The following is a 16,042-nucleotide window of genomic DNA, read 5'->3' on the forward strand; positions in this document are numbered from 1 at the left end:
TTTGAATGTTTAAGGTTTTAAAAAGCCCATTCACCGTTGCGGAAGATGGCTTCTTTTTTTCCGTCAGCCGTTATTCCATCAATATCCATCTCTCCAGAACCAATCATAAAATCAACATGGGTGATACTTTGATTCAAACCGTTTTGAGCAAGTTCTTCATGTGTCATTTGTTTCCCGCCTTCAATATTAAAGGAATATGAACTTCCAATGGCGAGGTGGTTTGAAGCATTTTCATCAAACAATGTATGATAAAATAAAATATTGGATTGGGAAATTGGTGAATTGTGAGCGACTAAGGCAACTTCACCTAAATAATGTGATCCTTCATCTGTTTCGATCAATTCTTTTAAAATGTTCTCACCATGTTTAGCTTTTATATCAGTAATCCTTCCGTTTTCAAACGTCAATGTAAAGTTTTCAATGATGTTTCCAGCATAGCTCAATGGTTTTGTGCTTGAAACCGTTCCATTCACGCCATCTTTTTTAGGAGCGGTAAATACTTCTTCTGTCGGCATATTGGCCATGAAAGGAACACCTTTATCATTCATGCTGCCGGCTCCGACCCACAGGTGTTTTTCTGGGAGCTCAATGGTCAAATCAGTTCCTTTTGCTTGATAGTGAAGGGTTTGAAAATGTTTTTCGTTTAACAAACTGACTTTTTCAGAAAGTGCTTGGTCATGTTCTTTCCATGCTAGAACAGGGTCTTTCTGATCTACACGGGTTGATTTGAAAATTTCATCCCAAAGTTTTGTTACTGCTTCTGTTTCGCTTAACTCTGGAAAAACCTTTTTTGCCCAACTAGGTGAAGGTGCAGCGACCACCGTCCAGCTGACTTTATCAGATAGAATAGCTTGTTTATATGTATAGAGTGCTTTTCCAGTTGTTTTTTGCTGTGTAGAAATTCGTTTTGAATCGATTCCTTTCAAAAGATCAGGACTTGAGGAGACAACAGTAATAAAGGCAGCACCTTCCTTCGCGAGTGTTTCAAGTCCTTTCGCTTCCCATTCAGGATACTCCTCAAAGCTTTCAGAAGGGGCGAGTTCATATTTCAACCTTGTCACAACATCATCCTGCCAACGGACTGTTACATGTTTTGCACCTCTTTGATATGCGTTTTTCACAAGGAGACGGGCGAAATCGCGAACTTCTGTTGAGACATTGATCACGACTTGTTGTCCTTTTTGAACATTTACACCGACTTCTGTGACGAGCTGTGCATATTTGTTTAAATTATTGGTAAATGTATTCATCTGCAAAACCTCCTTTAGTATCTTAAACATCATATCAAATATTAGCTGGAAAAGAAAAAAAGACGGGCTGTCCTGAAAGTCGTGTGGATGAATAAAAATTGGGGAATTTGCTCGCTTTCCGCGGGCGATCCGCGAGCCTCCTCGGAGCTCGTTCCTTGCTCCTCTTGGGTCTCGCCTGGCTCGCTGTTTCCGCAGGAGTCTCGCAATTCCCCTGATTTATGTTGAAAAAGGGCTTTTAGACAGCTGTCGCCTTATTTAGCGATTGATTTTGCTGGTTTGATCTGCAGGGGGGGACGGCATATTAGCCAGTGATATGCTGATCCCCCCGAGAATAATACTGCTCAAAATCATTGTGATGGCTACACGTCTCCCTAGATCTCTCAGCATGTTTTTCCTCCTTATCATGACTCCATTTTTCACAATATGAAGGAAGTGTTTAAAAAAGACGTATATTTTAAATTACTTAGCGACTTTCCGTAATTTATCAATGACTTCAAGAGAACGACCAGTACCAATTACAACCGATTCTAATGGATTTGCAGCGATATGTACCGGAACCACGATTTCTTGAGTGAGCCATTCTTGTATACCGTTTAAAAGTGCTCCTCCCCCTGTCAAAATGACACCGCGGTCAACAATATCTCCGCTGAGTTCTGGAGGGCAGTCTTCCAGCGTAGCTCTAATGGCTTCAAGCATCTGAAGAAGCGATTCACGCATAGCTTCCTGGATTTCAATGGATTGAAGTGTAATCGTTTTAGGTAGACCGGTCACAAGATCACGGCCTCTAATTTCCATCGCTTTCGTTTCATGTTTAATTAAAGCATACCCAATATTCATCTTGATTTCTTCTGCGGTTTGATCACCGATTAATAAATTATACTTTTTTCTAACAAACATGATAATATCTTCATCAAGTTGGTCACCGCCAATACGAATGGAATGGCAGGATACAACGCCTCCGAAAGAAATAATCGCTACTTCTGTAGTGCCTCCTCCAATATCTACAACAACATTTGCAATTGGTTCATCAACGGGCAGATCTGCTCCAATTGCAGCAGCTAAAGGTTCTTCAATTAAATGAACATGTTTGGCTCCACAGTTTTTGACCGCATCGCTGATCGCTCGTCTTTCAACGGCGGTAGATCCTGATGGCGTACAGACGACAACACTCGGTTTTCTAAAGGTATGTCCAATATTTTTACCGGCTTTCTTCATGATCTGTTTTAAGAGGTCTGTTGTCATTTCATAATCAGCGATAACGCCGTCTTTCATTGGCCTTATCACCGCAATTTTATTCGGTGTCTTACCAATCATGCTTTTCGCTTCAGTTCCTACTGCCAAAACGGTTTTTGTTGCCTTATCAATGGCGACAACTGATGGTTCATTAAAAACGATACCTTTGCTTTTACTGTAAACTAATATGTTTGCAGTTCCTAAATCAATTCCGATTTCAGTTGTTTGAAACATGATTTCCACCCTATCTCTATTTTAAATTTTTTGGAAAAACGAAATGTTTTTTCATGCTGAAAAAAGAACTCCATTTAGATTATCTCAAAAAAAACTCTATTTTTGGGGGTTTGTGACGTTTTGAAAAAAATTTGTAAAACGATAGACTCATATTTACAATATAAAAAATGTTTTATTTTTTATGACGTGAATTTTTAGGGAAACTTTTTTTAATGGTTGTACGTCTATCGTTATGCTAAGAATAATATCTTAGAATAGATATAAATATAGGAAGAAGGCGAATGTTTTGAAAGCAATTGGAGTTGTAAGAAAAGTAGATGAACTCGGTCGGATCGTGATGCCGATTGAGCTAAGGAGAGCACTAGGGATAGCGATCAAGGACAGCATTGAGTTCTTTGTCGATGAAGATAAAATTGTGATGAAGAAGTATAAACCTCATGGAGTTTGTCTGATGACAGGAGAAATTATGTCAGAAAACCACGAATACACGAATGGAAAAATAACACTGAGTCCTGAAGGTGCCAAATTGTTGCTAGAAGAAATTCAAGCAACACTAAACCAATCGAAAGCATAATCATTTCCCCTGCCTTTCATCCGGCAGGGTTTTTTAATAGAATAGAATCCTAGGTTGCATTCAGCGATGTATAAAAAACCCTCCAGATGAGCTAAATTGCATCCAAGGTGAGAAAATCAATAAAAAAATTTGCGAATATTTCGTACATTATGAGCAATCTGGTTTGTCGGCACTTGTAATTTGTATGCTAATGTGAGATATGATCATCAAAAATTTTTTTGTGAAAACAAGATCTATTTAAACAACCTCTAAAAAGATAACGTAAACAATGTTACAATAAACTGAGAAACACGAGTGGCAGGTGGGGGAATGAAAAGATATCAAGGGCGGATCATTGCGACCTTGTTAGCAATGACCTTTATCATGTTTTGGAATTATTTATTTTATGGGATACTAGGGAATAAAATTAATTGGCCTGTTGATGTACTATTTACAATGGTGACATTGATCAGTGTCTGGTGGCTCACTCTTTATATTGATGAATCAAATCAGCTTGTCCATAAATTGAAGGAAAGCGAGAAAAAATATAAAGAACTCTCAGATGAAACAAAACGAATTATGGATAACCTTCAGGAAATTGTGTTCCAAACAGACAAAAAAGGATTCATTACTTTTTTAAATCAACCATGGACCAATTTGACTGGCTATAGTATTGAAGAAAGTCTTGGAACCATGTATAACGACTATTTTGATCAAGAGGAGCGAGTCACAAATCATCTCGTCTCTCATTTGGAAAACAAACAGTCTGAAGGTAGAATTGAAGTGATGTATCATCGTAAAAATGGCAGTAAATTTTGGGGTGAAGTTCACTATAAATTATATTATAAAAATGGTCAATTCATTGGGAGTTTAGGGACACTGACAGATGTAACGGAACGAAAGAAAACTGAAATGGAACTGTTTAAATCAAACCAGCGTTTGGCTATGCAGTCACAAAAGCTAGCGATGGCAGGGCAACTTGCAGCTGGAATTGCACATGAGGTCAGAAATCCACTGACAAGTGTTAATGGTTTCTTACAGTTAATGAAATCAGAGTACCCTGACAGAAGCGATTATTTTGATATTATTTTTTCTGAAATTAAACGGATTGATTCTGTATTAGGTGAACTGCTCGTTTTAGCAAAACCTCATCAGGTAAAGTTTAAAAAAGTCAATATTCATTCGGTGCTTGAGCAGGTCATCACCTTGCTTGAAACAAATGCCGTTCTTTCTCATATTAAACTTGAAAAAGTGTTTCATACCGAAGAAAGTTTGCAAGTAAATGGTGACGAAAACCAAATTAAGCAGGTGTTTATCAACTTAATTAAGAATGGGATTGAAGCAATGCCTGATGGCGGGAAAATCACGGTTTCTACGAAAAAGGAAGGAAACTATGCGAAAATCAGTTTTAAGGATGAAGGAACTGGAATAGCACAGGATCATTTAAACAAACTTGGCAAGCCTTTCTTTTCAACAAAGAAAGAAAGAAGGAACAGGGCTGGGATTGACCATTTGTTTTAATATTATTAGTGCTCATCATGGTGAAATGAAGATTGACAGTGAATTGGGCAAGGGCAGTACATTTCATATTTTGCTACCACTTGAAAACACAGAGTGTTGCCCTCAAACGATATCATGAAAAAAAGAGGAAAAATATTTTTTCGTGTGATAGAATTTGTTAAAGATTGATCCATGGAGGAATTACCGATGAAAAGAGAATTTGCAGTAATTGGACTTGGCCGGTTTGGCGGAAGCATTTGCAAGGCACTAAGTGAAGAAGGACTTGAGGTCATGGCGATCGATAAAGACGAGGATCGTGTGAATGAATATGCAAAAATTGCTTCACATGCTGTGATAGGAGATACAACAGATGAATCTGTGCTTAAAAATCTTGGACTGCGTAATTTTGACCATGTTATCGTAGCCATTGGCGAAAATATTCAAGCAAGTATTTTAACTACGATTATATTGAAAGAACTCGGGGTTAAAATGATTACGGTTAAAGCTCAAAATGATTATCATGAAAAGGTGCTTTCGAAGATTGGAGCTGATCGAATCGTTCATCCAGAACATGAAATGGGGAAACGCATCGCCCATAACATTGTGTCAAACAATGTTCTGGATTATCTCGAATTATCTGATGAACACAGCATTGTAGAGATTGTGGCAAATGGCAAATTAGCAGGTAATACATTGCTTGATCTTGATATTCGTGCACGATATGGAATCAATATTGTTGCCATCAAACGCGGAAAAGATGTCATCGTTTCCCCGCTTGCTACAGAAGAAATTCAAAAAGAAGACGTATTAATTGTGATTGGTTCTATTCCTGATATCACAAGATTTGAAAAAAAAGTCCTACAGCATTAATATTAAAACCGACCCGTAAGCTACTATTTAGCTTACGGTTTTTTAATTGACTGAATCATGGAATTCCGATAGGATATTGAACTAAATACTATTAACTAGAGAGGATCGAATAGCTTTGGACAAAAAGAGGTTGATCGACCGGCTTGACACTGCCAGTCATCGTAAGAAAGCTGATACTGTGGTCAAAAATGGGAAAGTCATGGATGTTTTCAATCAAACATGGATTGAGACAGATATTGCGATTACAAATGGTGTGATTGTCGGTTTAGGTGATTATGAGGGAAAAGAAACCATTGATGCCAAAGGGCAAATGATTGTTCCGGGCTTTATTGACGGTCATGTCCATATCGAGTCTTCAATGGTCACACCGCCTCAGTTTGCTAAAGCAGTCATTCCTCATGGAGTGACGACCGTTATGACAGATCCTCATGAAATTGCTAATGTCGCAGGTGTTAAAGGGATTCATTTTATGTTGGAACAGGCTCGTTTAACACCATTGAACATTTATTTTATGCTCCCGTCTAGTGTGCCAGCAACAGCATTGGAAACATCGGGAGCGGTTTTACATGCTAAAGATTTACAACCATTTTATCGTTATAAAGAAGTTCTTGGGCTTGCAGAAGTCATGGACTATGTGTCAGTCGAAAATGCAGATGAAGAAATGACGCAAAAAATAATGGATGCCCATACCGCAGGCAAATGGATTGATGGTCATTTGGCAGGTCTTTCAGCTAAGTTTGTCAATGTTTATCGAGCGGCAGGTGTTTTAACCGATCATGAAGTCACAACACCAGAAGAAGCCCTTGATAGAATCAGTCGAGGGATGTACGTCATGCTGAGAGAAGGATCTGCTGCTAAAAATGTTTCTAAAGTGTTACCTGCTGTTAACGAAAAAAATGTCAGGCGTTTCTTTTTTTGTACAGATGATAAACATTTGCTTGAACTGATTGAGGAAGGAAGTATTAACTATCAAGTAAAACTGGCGATTCAACAGGGGCTTGACCCATTTTTGGCTTATCAAATGGGGAGCTTCAATGCGGCTGAGTGTTACGGTTTAACAACAAAGGGAGCGGTCGCCCCTGGTTATGATGCGGACCTTCTCTTTATTAGTGATTTACATCAGGTGAAAATTAATGAGACAATGATCTCTGGTGTGATTTACCGTGAAGAAGATGAAGGTGTGCTACCTAGCATCCAAGCAGACTCAAAGCTGCTGCAATCTGTCCGTTTGGCTCAGGGTTTGAATGAGGAAGATCTTCAAATACCGCTATGTCAAAATAAAGATCTGCATGTGATCGAGATTATCCCTAACCAACTTGTGACAAAACTCATTTTGGAACAGCCGGCAAAAGATCAAGTGTTTTTCAAGGCAGACCCTAAAAAAGATCTGTTAAAAATCGCAGTTATTGAACGACATCAAGGGATAAAGGAGATCGGCCTTGGGATTGTAAAAGGATTTGGGATAAAAAATGGTGCGATCGCTACAACAATTTCTCATGATTCTCATCATTTGATCGTTATCGGAACAAATGACGATGATATATTAGCGGCAGTCGACAGACTCGGTAAAATCGGGGGAGGGCTGACTGTTTCAAAAGGGGGAAGAGTGCTCCATTCTGTTGCCTTGCCAATTGCTGGTCTTTTGTCAGACAAGCCACTGCAAGAAGTGAACGAAAGCTTAGTAACTCTTGAAGAAGCCTTAAAACAAACGGGGTTTTCTGAAACATTTAATCCGTTTTTAACACTATCTTTTTTAGCATTGCCTGTCATTCCTGAAATCAAAATAACGACAAACGGATTGTTTGATGTCAGAGCGTTCAAGCATATTCCAATTCAAAAATAGACAAATAGCCAGTGGACAGCTGTCCACTGGCTTTCATTTGTCTATTTATACTTCCATAATAATTGGCAGAATCATCGGTCGCCGTTTTGTTTTTTCATATAAGAAAGGTGCAAGCGTGTCTGTAATTTCATTTTTGATTTCAGACCACTGTGTTGTTTTGCGTTCCATCACCTTTTGAAGGTGTCCGGAGATCAGTTCTTGGGCATCATTAATCAAATCACCAGATTCTCTCATGTAAACAAATCCTCTAGAGATGAGATCAGGTCCCGCGGAAATTTTGAACTCTTTCATATTTATGCTGACAACAACAATTACGAGTCCTTCTTCAGAAAGAATCCTCCGATCACGCAAGACAATATTACCGATATCGCCAATTCCGCTTCCATCAATATAGACATTGCCAGATGGAATTTTTCCAGCGATAGAAGCCTCTTCATTTGTTAAAGCAAGTACTTCACCATTGTCCATGATAAAACAGTTTTCTTCAGGTATTCCGCAATCTGTCGCCAATTTGACATGCATTTTTTGCATTCTGTATTCACCGTGAATAGGCATAAAGAATTTTGGTTTAATCAGGCGAAGCATCAGTTTTTGTTCTTCTTGACCGCCATGTCCTGACGTATGAATATTATTTAGGGAACCGTGAATTACATCTGCACCGGCACGATAGAGTTGGTTAATGGTCCGGCTGACACTGATCGTATTTCCGGGAATCGGCGATGATGAGAAAACAACCGTATCCCCGGGATTAATAGAAATTTGCCGATGTGTGCCATTCGCTATTCTAGAAAGGGCAGCCATCGGTTCACCTTGACTTCCAGTACAAAGAATCGTCACTTTGCCAGCGGGAAGTCTGTTGATCTCATTGGCTTCGATAAATGTATTTTTTGGACATTTTATATATCCAAGTGTTTGTCCAATTTCAATAGCTGATTCCATGCTTCGTCCAAATACAGCCACTTTCCGGCCGTTTGCAACAGCCGACTCAATGACTTGTTGAAGGCGATGGATGTTTGAGGCGAAAGTGGCAAAAATGATTCTGCCCTCCACTTTACGGAAAATATCGTCAATGCTTTCGCCAACTTTGCGCTCTGACATAGTAAAGTCGGGTATTTCACTATTCGTACTGTCCGATAAGAGACAAAGCACACCTTCTTTTCCGATCTCAGCCATTTTTGTTAGGTTGGCAGGTTCGCCTACCGGAGTAAAATCAAATTTAAAGTCGCCGGTATGTACGATATTTCCCTGTGGCGTTTTCACGACAATTCCGTAAGAATCCGGAATACTATGGGTTGTTCTGAAAAAAGAAACAGAAGTTTTTCTGAATTTTACAATATCTTCTTCTCCGATCAGATGCAGCTTAGTTTGTCGAAGTAGACCATGTTCTTCAAGTTTTTTTCGTAAAAGACCGATCGCCAGCTGTCCACCATAGACAGGAATATTGACCTGTTTAAGCAGGTATGGAATACCGCCGATATGGTCTTCGTGTCCATGAGTGATGAATAGTCCTTTAATCTTATCTTCATTTTTAACTAAATAAGTGTAATCCGGAATCACATAATCGATGCCAAGCAATTCATCCTCAGGAAACTTAATTCCTGCATCAATCAGGATCATTTCATCTTGAAATTGCACACCATACGTGTTTTTGCCAATTTCACCTAGACCTCCCAAGGCAAATACGGCTGTTTGATCGTTTTTAACAAATTTCATTCATTCATAACTCCAATACTTTAAAATTTTCACTTTGCTTTTCATATTCTAAAAACACATCATCAACTTCCTGTATAAATTCAATGTTGTAGTTGTATTTTTTTAATTTAGATCTGACTTCACGTTCAGATTGGGCTTCCATAAAAATTGTATCTGTTTTTTCACGAACAGGTACTTCGTCAGAACTTGCTTGATAAAATACCTTATATATCATCCAAATCTCTCCTTAACTGCCGATTGTTAGACTCATCTTTCTATTATATGCGAAATTGCTTCATAAGAAAAGCATCTGAGAAAAAAAGGACCCTTCAGTCAGTTGAAGGTCCCTTCTTAAGCAATCGACTTTCTACGCATCATGCCATTCAATTGTTTTTTTAATTTTTTTCGAAGGCGGCGAAGCATTTGTGAGTTCCTCCTTTCGTTGACTTGTCCCAATTCGATCTTTTATCTTTACTTATAGTATATGATGAAATTGTTGATTGTTACATGGATATTATTGGTATGTGGATGTAAAAAGGTTTTTTAATTTGACATACTTTTGTATGATGAAATGGAGAAAAAAATAATGCTAAGGGAGAAGGATTCGTAGTTTTTGAATAGTTGACGGAACCATTTATGATCATGACACATTCACGAAAGCACCAAAAGGACCATGCAGCTGGATGATCCCTGTTCAAGATTACTGAAATCTCTGAAGAACTCGGTATTGAATCATTTATGTTTTATACAAGAGAGAAGAGGGGATGGGTACAGGTGTTGCTGATCATCCTTATATACATGTGGGTAGCCTAAAATTGAAGCACCCAAAACTTGACCGTTTCTAATATTATTTTGTGATAAAACTGAAGAGATGATGTATAGGCATTTTCGTGAATTCGATTTCGTTCGCTGGCATAGGTGGTTGACCGATATTCTTCCAGTTAGCGGTTCAAAAGTTGAACGGCTTAAAAAAGTCATTGAAAAACTTTTGTTTGAAATAACAGGTACTGTTGTATTTGGTGATGGTTTAAACGATCTAAAGATATGGGCAATGCTGTACGAGAACTCGGAGGATGTTGCTCATTTTGTTACGAAGCCTGTTGATGAAGACGGGACTATTTATGCGGTTGAAGCCCCCGGACTTTTAAAATAAGCAGAAAAAGCGGATCAAAAAAGTATGATCCGTCTTTTTTACAGCATATTGGCTAGACATTTACCGGAGTTGCATTCTCAGGCTCTTTCAGCGGATTTTCTTTATTAATATGATCATAGAACATGATTCCATTTAAATGATCGATTTCATGTTGAAAAACAATTGCGGGGTATCCTCTTAAGCGAATATTAATCTGTTCACCTTCAAGAGTCGTTCCTTTTACTCTAATTCTGGCGTACCTTGGGACATATCCCGGAATCGGTTCATCAACAGAAAGGCAGCCTTCACCACTTGACAAATAGCTTCTTTCGACAGAATGGCTGACGATCTTAGGGTTAAAAAGTGCATAGCTATACAACGTTCCATTGCTTTCAACATGAACAGCAATCATTCGCTTGCTAACATTAATTTGCGGTGCGGCAAGCCCGACTCCAGGCCGAAGATTATATTCCTGTGCCATTTCAGGATTCTGACTGTTTTTAACAAACTCAATCATTTCAGTCAGCTGTTTGATTTCTGTTTCATTTGCCGGTAATTGAACCTCTTCAGCGACGGTTCTTAAAGCAGGATGACCGTCGCGGACAATGTTTTCCATTGTGATCAACATCTTCACTCCCAGTCATTAATATGTAAAGTATAGCGGATTTTACGCATGCCGTGCAATCATGAAGAAATGACCAGCCGTCATTAGGCTGGTCATTAAAATGGACTAGCAGCCCAAATATGCAGCACCTACAATAATTAACAATATAAATAAAACAACGATCAATGCAAAGGTGCGGCCATATCCATAACCGCCATATCCGTATCCACCATACCCATACCCAGGGCAGCAATAACCGTACATAATGAAGACCTCCTCCGTTATTTTACGCAAAGCCTTTCTTTGGTAGGCATAGCGTCTAATATAAATTATGTAAAAAAGAAAAGGTTGTATAGTTAAATGCCTATTTTTTGCAAATTTCAGGAGGAAGTTGTTCTAATTGAATAAGAGCCGCATAATCATTTTGTAATAGCATGTCCCAAGTGTATTTGTCTAAGAATTGGAGGTATATATTATATGAAATCTTTTGAAAAATATATATTATTCGGTATTGCCGTTTTATGCACAGTTGCGTTTTTGTTGACAGGATGTATGTCAAAAGATCCTATTCAAAATCTTCATGAGTCACTGGAAAAGATCGTTAAGTTAGAAAAACCCTTTCGAAAAGCGCAAAAATCTCTGAGAACCTTAGAACAAACTGAAGGAAAGTTGTATAAAAAGATGATTAAGCTTAATATGGATGATTTTGGACAAATCATTAAACTTTCAAATCAGGCACTTAAACACGCAAAAAAACGTCAAGAACACTTAAACTTAGAAAAAGAAAGTATCGAAAAAGCAAAAAAAGAATTTAAAACAGCTCAATCAATGGTTAAAGAAATAGAGGATCAAAAGGTTAAAAAGAAAGCAAAAAAATTAATCTCTCCGATGGAAAAACGGTATAGAGCCTATGATCAGTTTTATAAAAATTATCAAAAAGCGATCCATCTTGATAAACAATTGTACAAGCTCATGCAAAACAAGAAAGTTAAATTACCGGATTTAGAGGAACAGTTAAAAAGTATAAATAAAAAATATAATGAAGTGCTAAAGCAAAATGCAGTATTTAATGATTACACAACAAAATATAATAAGGCAAGAAAAGATTTTTATGAGGATCGTGGCTTTAACATAAAAGAAAAGAGCAAATGATCGTTCTAGACTGTCGAGACATCTCGACAGCTTTTTTTTAGGGATGAATTAGCGTACAGACAACCCATATATATTGCAGTTTTGTTCATTGCTTTGTCTGTTTCAAAACAATCTTTTTCACGATTCTGTCACATTCATTATAATACAGTTTTATAACTATACTAATACAGTTTTGTTCATTTGGGAAATATTGTTTCTGAATCAAGTGAAGCGAATACATTTCTTTTAATTCAGGAACAAATTAATTGACGGGTTTCATCTGCTAGTGTAAACTTAGCCTTGAAGAAACTAGTTGTATTAGTTTTTTAAAGTTTTTTATTGATACAGTTTTAGGTGATTTTCGTATTTTTCATCATATGAATTTGACAACAATGAGAACAGATTATGCGCTTAGAAATATGCGAGTTATGCCCTTAATTTAAGGACACCCTATTGAGATAAGGGTGTACATCTATAACTGTCAAAAGAAAGGAAGAGGTGACTCTGGATGGCTGCAAAAACAAAAAAGACGATTATTGATAGCAAAAAGCAATTTGATGCCATTAAAAAGCAGTTTGAAACATTTCAAATTTTGAATGAAAAAGGCGAAGTCGTAAATGAAGCGGCAATGCCTGATTTAACTGATGATCAATTGAAAGAATTAATGCGTCGCATGGTATATACGCGTATTTTAGATCAACGTTCAATTTCCTTGAATCGCCAGGGGCGCCTTGGTTTTTATGCGCCAACTGCCGGTCAGGAAGCTTCTCAAGTCGCTAGCCATTTTGCACTGGAAAAAGAAGATTTCGTACTTCCTGGCTACCGTGATGTTCCGCAGTTGATTTGGCACGGTCTTCCACTTTACCAAGCATTTTTGTTTTCTCGTGGACATTTTCGTGGAAATCAAATGCCGGATGATGTCAATGCGCTTTCACCACAAATTATTATCGGTGCGCAATACGTTCAAACAGCCGGTGTTGCACTAGGTTTGAAAAAACGCGGCAAAAATGCTGTTGCGATTACTTATACGGGTGATGGCGGTGCTTCTCAGGGGGATTTCTATGAAGGAATCAACTTTGCTGGCGCTTATCATGCTCCGGCAATCTTTGTTGTACAAAACAACCGTTATGCGATTTCTACACCTGTGGAAAAACAATCAGCAGCTGAAACTATTGCACAGAAAGCAGCATCTGCCGGGATTGCTGGTGTTCAGGTAGATGGAATGGATGCCTTGGCAGTATATGCTGCAACTCGTGAAGCTCGTGAACGTGCTGTCAGCGGTGAAGGACCTACACTCATTGAAACGCTTTGCTTCCGTTATGGTCCTCATACAATGGCCGGTGATGATCCAACAAAATATCGCACGAAAGAAATTGAGAATGAATGGGAACAAAAAGATCCATTAGTCCGGTTCCGCAAGTTTTTAGAAAACAAAGGTTTATGGTCTGAAGAAGAAGAAAGTAAGGTTATTGAAGAAGCGAAAGAAGAGATTAAGCAGGCGATCAAAAAAGCTGATGAAGAACCAAAACAAAAAGTAACAGACTTGATCGACGTTATGTATGAAGAACTTCCTTACAACCTGGCAGAGCAAAAGGAAATTTATAAAGAGAAGGAGTCGAAATAAGCCATGGCGCAAATGACAATGATTCAAGCAATCACTGATGCGTTACGCACAGAACTAAAAAACGACGAAAATGTCTTAGTGTTCGGGGAAGACGTTGGTGTTAACGGCGGTGTGTTCCGTGCGACTGAAGGGTTGCAAAAAGAGTTTGGCGAGGATCGTGTTTTTGACACACCTCTCGCAGAATCTGGTATTGGCGGCCTTGCACTCGGATTAGGCTTGCAACATTTTCGTCCAGTCATGGAAATTCAATTTTTCGGATTTGTCTATGAAGTGATGGACTCAATTTCAGGACAAATGGCACGGATGCGCTATCGTTCAGGTGGACGCTGGAACTCTCCTGTTACGATTCGTTCTCCATTTGGTGGCGGTGTACACACACCTGAGCTTCATGCGGACAGTTTGGAAGGACTTGTTGCACAGCAGCCGGGACTTAAGGTGGTCATTCCTGCAACTCCATATGATGCAAAAGGGCTTTTGATTTCCGCTATTCGTGATAATGATCCAGTTGTTTTTCTTGAGCACATGAAACTCTATCGTTCATTCCGTCAGGAGGTTCCTGAAGAAGAATATACAATTGAAATTGGAAAAGCTGATGTGAAACGCGAAGGATCAGACATTTCCATCATCACCTATGGCGCAATGGTACATGAATCACTAAAAGCAGCAGAAGAACTTGAAAAAGAAGGTGTATCTGCTGAAGTTGTCGATCTTCGCACAGTAAGCCCGCTTGATGTTGAGACAATCATTGCTTCAGTTGAAAAAACAGGCCGTGCAATCGTTGTTCAAGAAGCGCAAAAACAGGCTGGTGTAGCAGCAAGTGTCGTTGCAGAAATTAATGACCGTGCTATTTTAAGCCTTGAAGCTCCTGTGTTACGAGTGACTGCACCAGATACAGTATTTGCATTCTCACAAGCGGAAAGCGTGTGGCTTCCAAACTATAAAGATGTACTAGAAACCGCCAAAAAAGTATTAAACTTTTAGTCTTATCCTGTAAAGGGAAGAGTTTATCTCAATCTTTTTCCTTCATTTCATGAATTGCCGGCTAACGGCTAAATCAACTATTGAAAGATTTTAGGAGGTCGAGAACTGTGGCATTTGAATTTAAACTTCCCGATATCGGGGAAGGAATCCACGAAGGTGAAATTGTTAAATGGTTCGTTAAACCAAATGATGAGGTTGACGAGGATGATGTTTTGGCAGAGGTGCAAAACGATAAAGCGGTTGTAGAAATTCCTTCACCTGTTAAAGGAAAAGTATTAGAATTAAAAGTTGATGAGGGAACTGTCGCAACCGTCGGACAGACCATTATTACATTTGATGCACCAGGATATGAAGATCTTCAATTTAAAGGAAGCGAAGAATCAGACAATACGAATTCCGATGAACAAGCTCAAGCAAAAGAAGAGGCTAAAGAACCAGTAGCTGAACAGGACCAAGAGGATGCAGATTCAAACAAACGCGTAATTGCAATGCCTTCTGTTCGTAAATATGCCCGTGAAAAAGGAGTAGATATTGCTAAAGTTACAGGTTCAGGCAAAAATGGACGTGTACTGAAAGAAGATATCGACAGCTTTGTAAACGGTGGAGCAACTGAAGCAACTGATAGCCAAACAGCGGAGAAAGAAGAAGCGGCACAACCAGCAGCTCCTGTTCAATTACCAGAAGGAGAATTCCCTGAAACACGTGAAAAAATGAGCGGAATTCGCAAAGCCATTGCAAAAGCCATGGTGAATTCAAAACATACGGCTCCACATGTTACATTAATGGATGAAGTCGATGTGACAAACCTTGTTGCTCACCGTAAACAGTTTAAACAAGTTGCGGCTGATCAGGGAATTAAGCTGACTTATCTGCCTTATGTAGTGAAAGCTTTAACATCAGCTCTTAAAAAATATCCTGTCTTAAATACATCAATTGATGACAACACAGACGAAATTATTCAAAAACATTATTACAACATTGGTATCGCTGCTGACACTGAAAAAGGCTTGCTTGTGCCTGTTGTTAAAAATGCGGATCGCAAAGCCATTTTTGAAATTTCTAATGAAATTAATGAACTTGCGACAAAAGCGAGAGAAGGAAAACTTGCTCCTGCTGAAATGAAAGGCGCTTCTTGCACGATCACAAATATCGGTTCTGCAGGCGGGCAATGGTTTACACCAGTCATTAATCATCCTGAGGTTGCCATCCTGGGAATTGGTCGTATTGCTGAAAAAGCGATTGTTCGTGACGGTGAAATTGTCGCTGCACCTGTTCTGGCACTTTCTTTAAGCTTTGACCACCGGATGATCGACGGAGCCACAGCACAAAATGCTTTAAACCACATCAAGCGTTTACTAAACGATCCACAATTAATTTTAATGGAGGCGTAATGTA

At 38.8% G+C, this 16,042-nt stretch carries 15 protein-coding genes and 1 pseudogene; 9 read left to right on the top strand and 7 right to left on the bottom strand.

Annotation, left to right across the window (positions count from 1 at the left end; translation table 11 throughout):
• Positions 1-17: 17 nt before the first annotated feature.
• From HOO54_RS09230 to mreBH, 3 genes are all read right to left on the bottom strand, one after another.
• The gene (locus tag HOO54_RS09230) at positions 18-1,250 is read right to left on the bottom strand and encodes an aminopeptidase (protein ID WP_172294538.1); all 1,233 of its coding nucleotides are present in this window, start codon (positions 1,248-1,250) and stop codon (positions 18-20) included.
• Between the two features lie 255 nt (positions 1,251-1,505).
• Positions 1,506-1,637, bottom strand: a complete 132-nt coding sequence (locus tag HOO54_RS09235; protein WP_172294539.1) for a protein YkpC — start codon at positions 1,635-1,637, stop codon at positions 1,506-1,508.
• A gap of 72 nt (positions 1,638-1,709) precedes the next feature.
• A complete protein-coding gene (mreBH, locus tag HOO54_RS09240) occupies positions 1,710-2,717 on the bottom strand; it encodes a rod-share determining protein MreBH (protein ID WP_172294540.1) in 1,008 nt (335 codons plus the stop codon).
• A gap of 286 nt (positions 2,718-3,003) precedes the next feature.
• Between mreBH and HOO54_RS09245 the strand changes: the two genes are divergently transcribed.
• The 4 genes and pseudogenes from HOO54_RS09245 (at position 3,004) to ade (ending at position 7,483) form a co-directional block, all read left to right on the top strand.
• Complete coding sequence (locus HOO54_RS09245; protein WP_172294541.1) at positions 3,004-3,291, top strand: transcriptional regulator AbhA; 288 nt, start codon at positions 3,004-3,006, stop codon at positions 3,289-3,291.
• A gap of 309 nt (positions 3,292-3,600) precedes the next feature.
• A pseudogene (locus HOO54_RS09250) lies at positions 3,601-4,909 on the top strand (ATP-binding protein).
• Positions 4,910-4,977: 68 nt separating this feature from the next.
• Positions 4,978-5,640 (top strand): potassium channel family protein, encoded by a 663-nt coding sequence (locus HOO54_RS09255; protein ID WP_172294543.1) that lies wholly within the window; start codon positions 4,978-4,980, stop codon positions 5,638-5,640.
• A 115-nt stretch (positions 5,641-5,755) separates the two neighbouring features.
• A complete protein-coding gene (gene ade, locus HOO54_RS09260; RefSeq protein WP_172294545.1) occupies positions 5,756-7,483 on the top strand; it encodes an adenine deaminase in 1,728 nt (575 codons plus the stop codon).
• A gap of 45 nt (positions 7,484-7,528) precedes the next feature.
• On the opposite strand, the gene rnjA is transcribed toward ade, so the two are convergent.
• Positions 7,529-9,196, bottom strand: a complete 1,668-nt coding sequence (gene rnjA / locus HOO54_RS09265; RefSeq protein WP_172294547.1) for a ribonuclease J1 — start codon at positions 9,194-9,196, stop codon at positions 7,529-7,531.
• A gap of 4 nt (positions 9,197-9,200) precedes the next feature.
• Positions 9,201-9,410 carry a DNA-dependent RNA polymerase subunit epsilon gene (locus tag HOO54_RS09270; protein WP_172294549.1) on the bottom strand — a complete coding sequence of 70 codons (210 nt, stop codon included), beginning with the start codon at positions 9,408-9,410 and terminating at the stop codon, positions 9,201-9,203.
• Positions 9,411-10,019: 609 nt separating this feature from the next.
• On the opposite strand from HOO54_RS09270, the gene HOO54_RS09275 reads away from it, so the two are divergent.
• Entirely contained in the window at positions 10,020-10,328 is a 309-nt protein-coding gene (locus HOO54_RS09275; protein ID WP_309244903.1) for an HAD hydrolase family protein, read from the top strand.
• Positions 10,329-10,380: 52 nt separating this feature from the next.
• Here HOO54_RS09275 and def read toward each other — a convergent pair whose 3' ends face one another.
• Together def and HOO54_RS09285 are read right to left on the bottom strand one after the other, a co-directional pair.
• Positions 10,381-10,932: a peptide deformylase gene (gene def / locus HOO54_RS09280; protein ID WP_172294553.1), complete on the bottom strand. Its 552-nt coding sequence runs from the start codon at positions 10,930-10,932 to the stop codon at positions 10,381-10,383.
• Positions 10,933-11,037: 105 nt separating this feature from the next.
• Positions 11,038-11,175 carry a YjcZ family sporulation protein gene (locus HOO54_RS09285; RefSeq protein WP_172294555.1) on the bottom strand — a complete coding sequence of 46 codons (138 nt, stop codon included), beginning with the start codon at positions 11,173-11,175 and terminating at the stop codon, positions 11,038-11,040.
• Between the two features lie 213 nt (positions 11,176-11,388).
• On the opposite strand from HOO54_RS09285, the gene HOO54_RS09290 reads away from it, so the two are divergent.
• The 4 genes from HOO54_RS09290 (at position 11,389) to HOO54_RS09305 (ending at position 16,038) form a co-directional block, all read left to right on the top strand.
• Entirely contained in the window at positions 11,389-12,063 is a 675-nt protein-coding gene (locus HOO54_RS09290) for a YkyA family protein (protein WP_172294557.1), read from the top strand.
• Positions 12,064-12,550: 487 nt separating this feature from the next.
• Positions 12,551-13,666: a pyruvate dehydrogenase (acetyl-transferring) E1 component subunit alpha gene (gene pdhA / locus HOO54_RS09295; protein ID WP_172294559.1), complete on the top strand. Its 1,116-nt coding sequence runs from the start codon at positions 12,551-12,553 to the stop codon at positions 13,664-13,666.
• Positions 13,667-13,669: 3 nt separating this feature from the next.
• Positions 13,670-14,647 (top strand): alpha-ketoacid dehydrogenase subunit beta, encoded by a 978-nt coding sequence (locus tag HOO54_RS09300; protein WP_172294561.1) that lies wholly within the window; start codon positions 13,670-13,672, stop codon positions 14,645-14,647.
• 107 nt (positions 14,648-14,754) lie between these two features.
• Positions 14,755-16,038 carry a dihydrolipoamide acetyltransferase family protein gene (locus tag HOO54_RS09305; RefSeq protein ID WP_172294563.1) on the top strand — a complete coding sequence of 428 codons (1,284 nt, stop codon included), beginning with the start codon at positions 14,755-14,757 and terminating at the stop codon, positions 16,036-16,038.
• Positions 16,039-16,042 lie beyond the last annotated feature (4 nt).

It is taken from the genome of Bacillus sp. WMMC1349, from assembly GCF_013155385.1.
Classification (GTDB): Bacteria; Bacillota; Bacilli; order Bacillales; family Bacillaceae; genus Bacillus.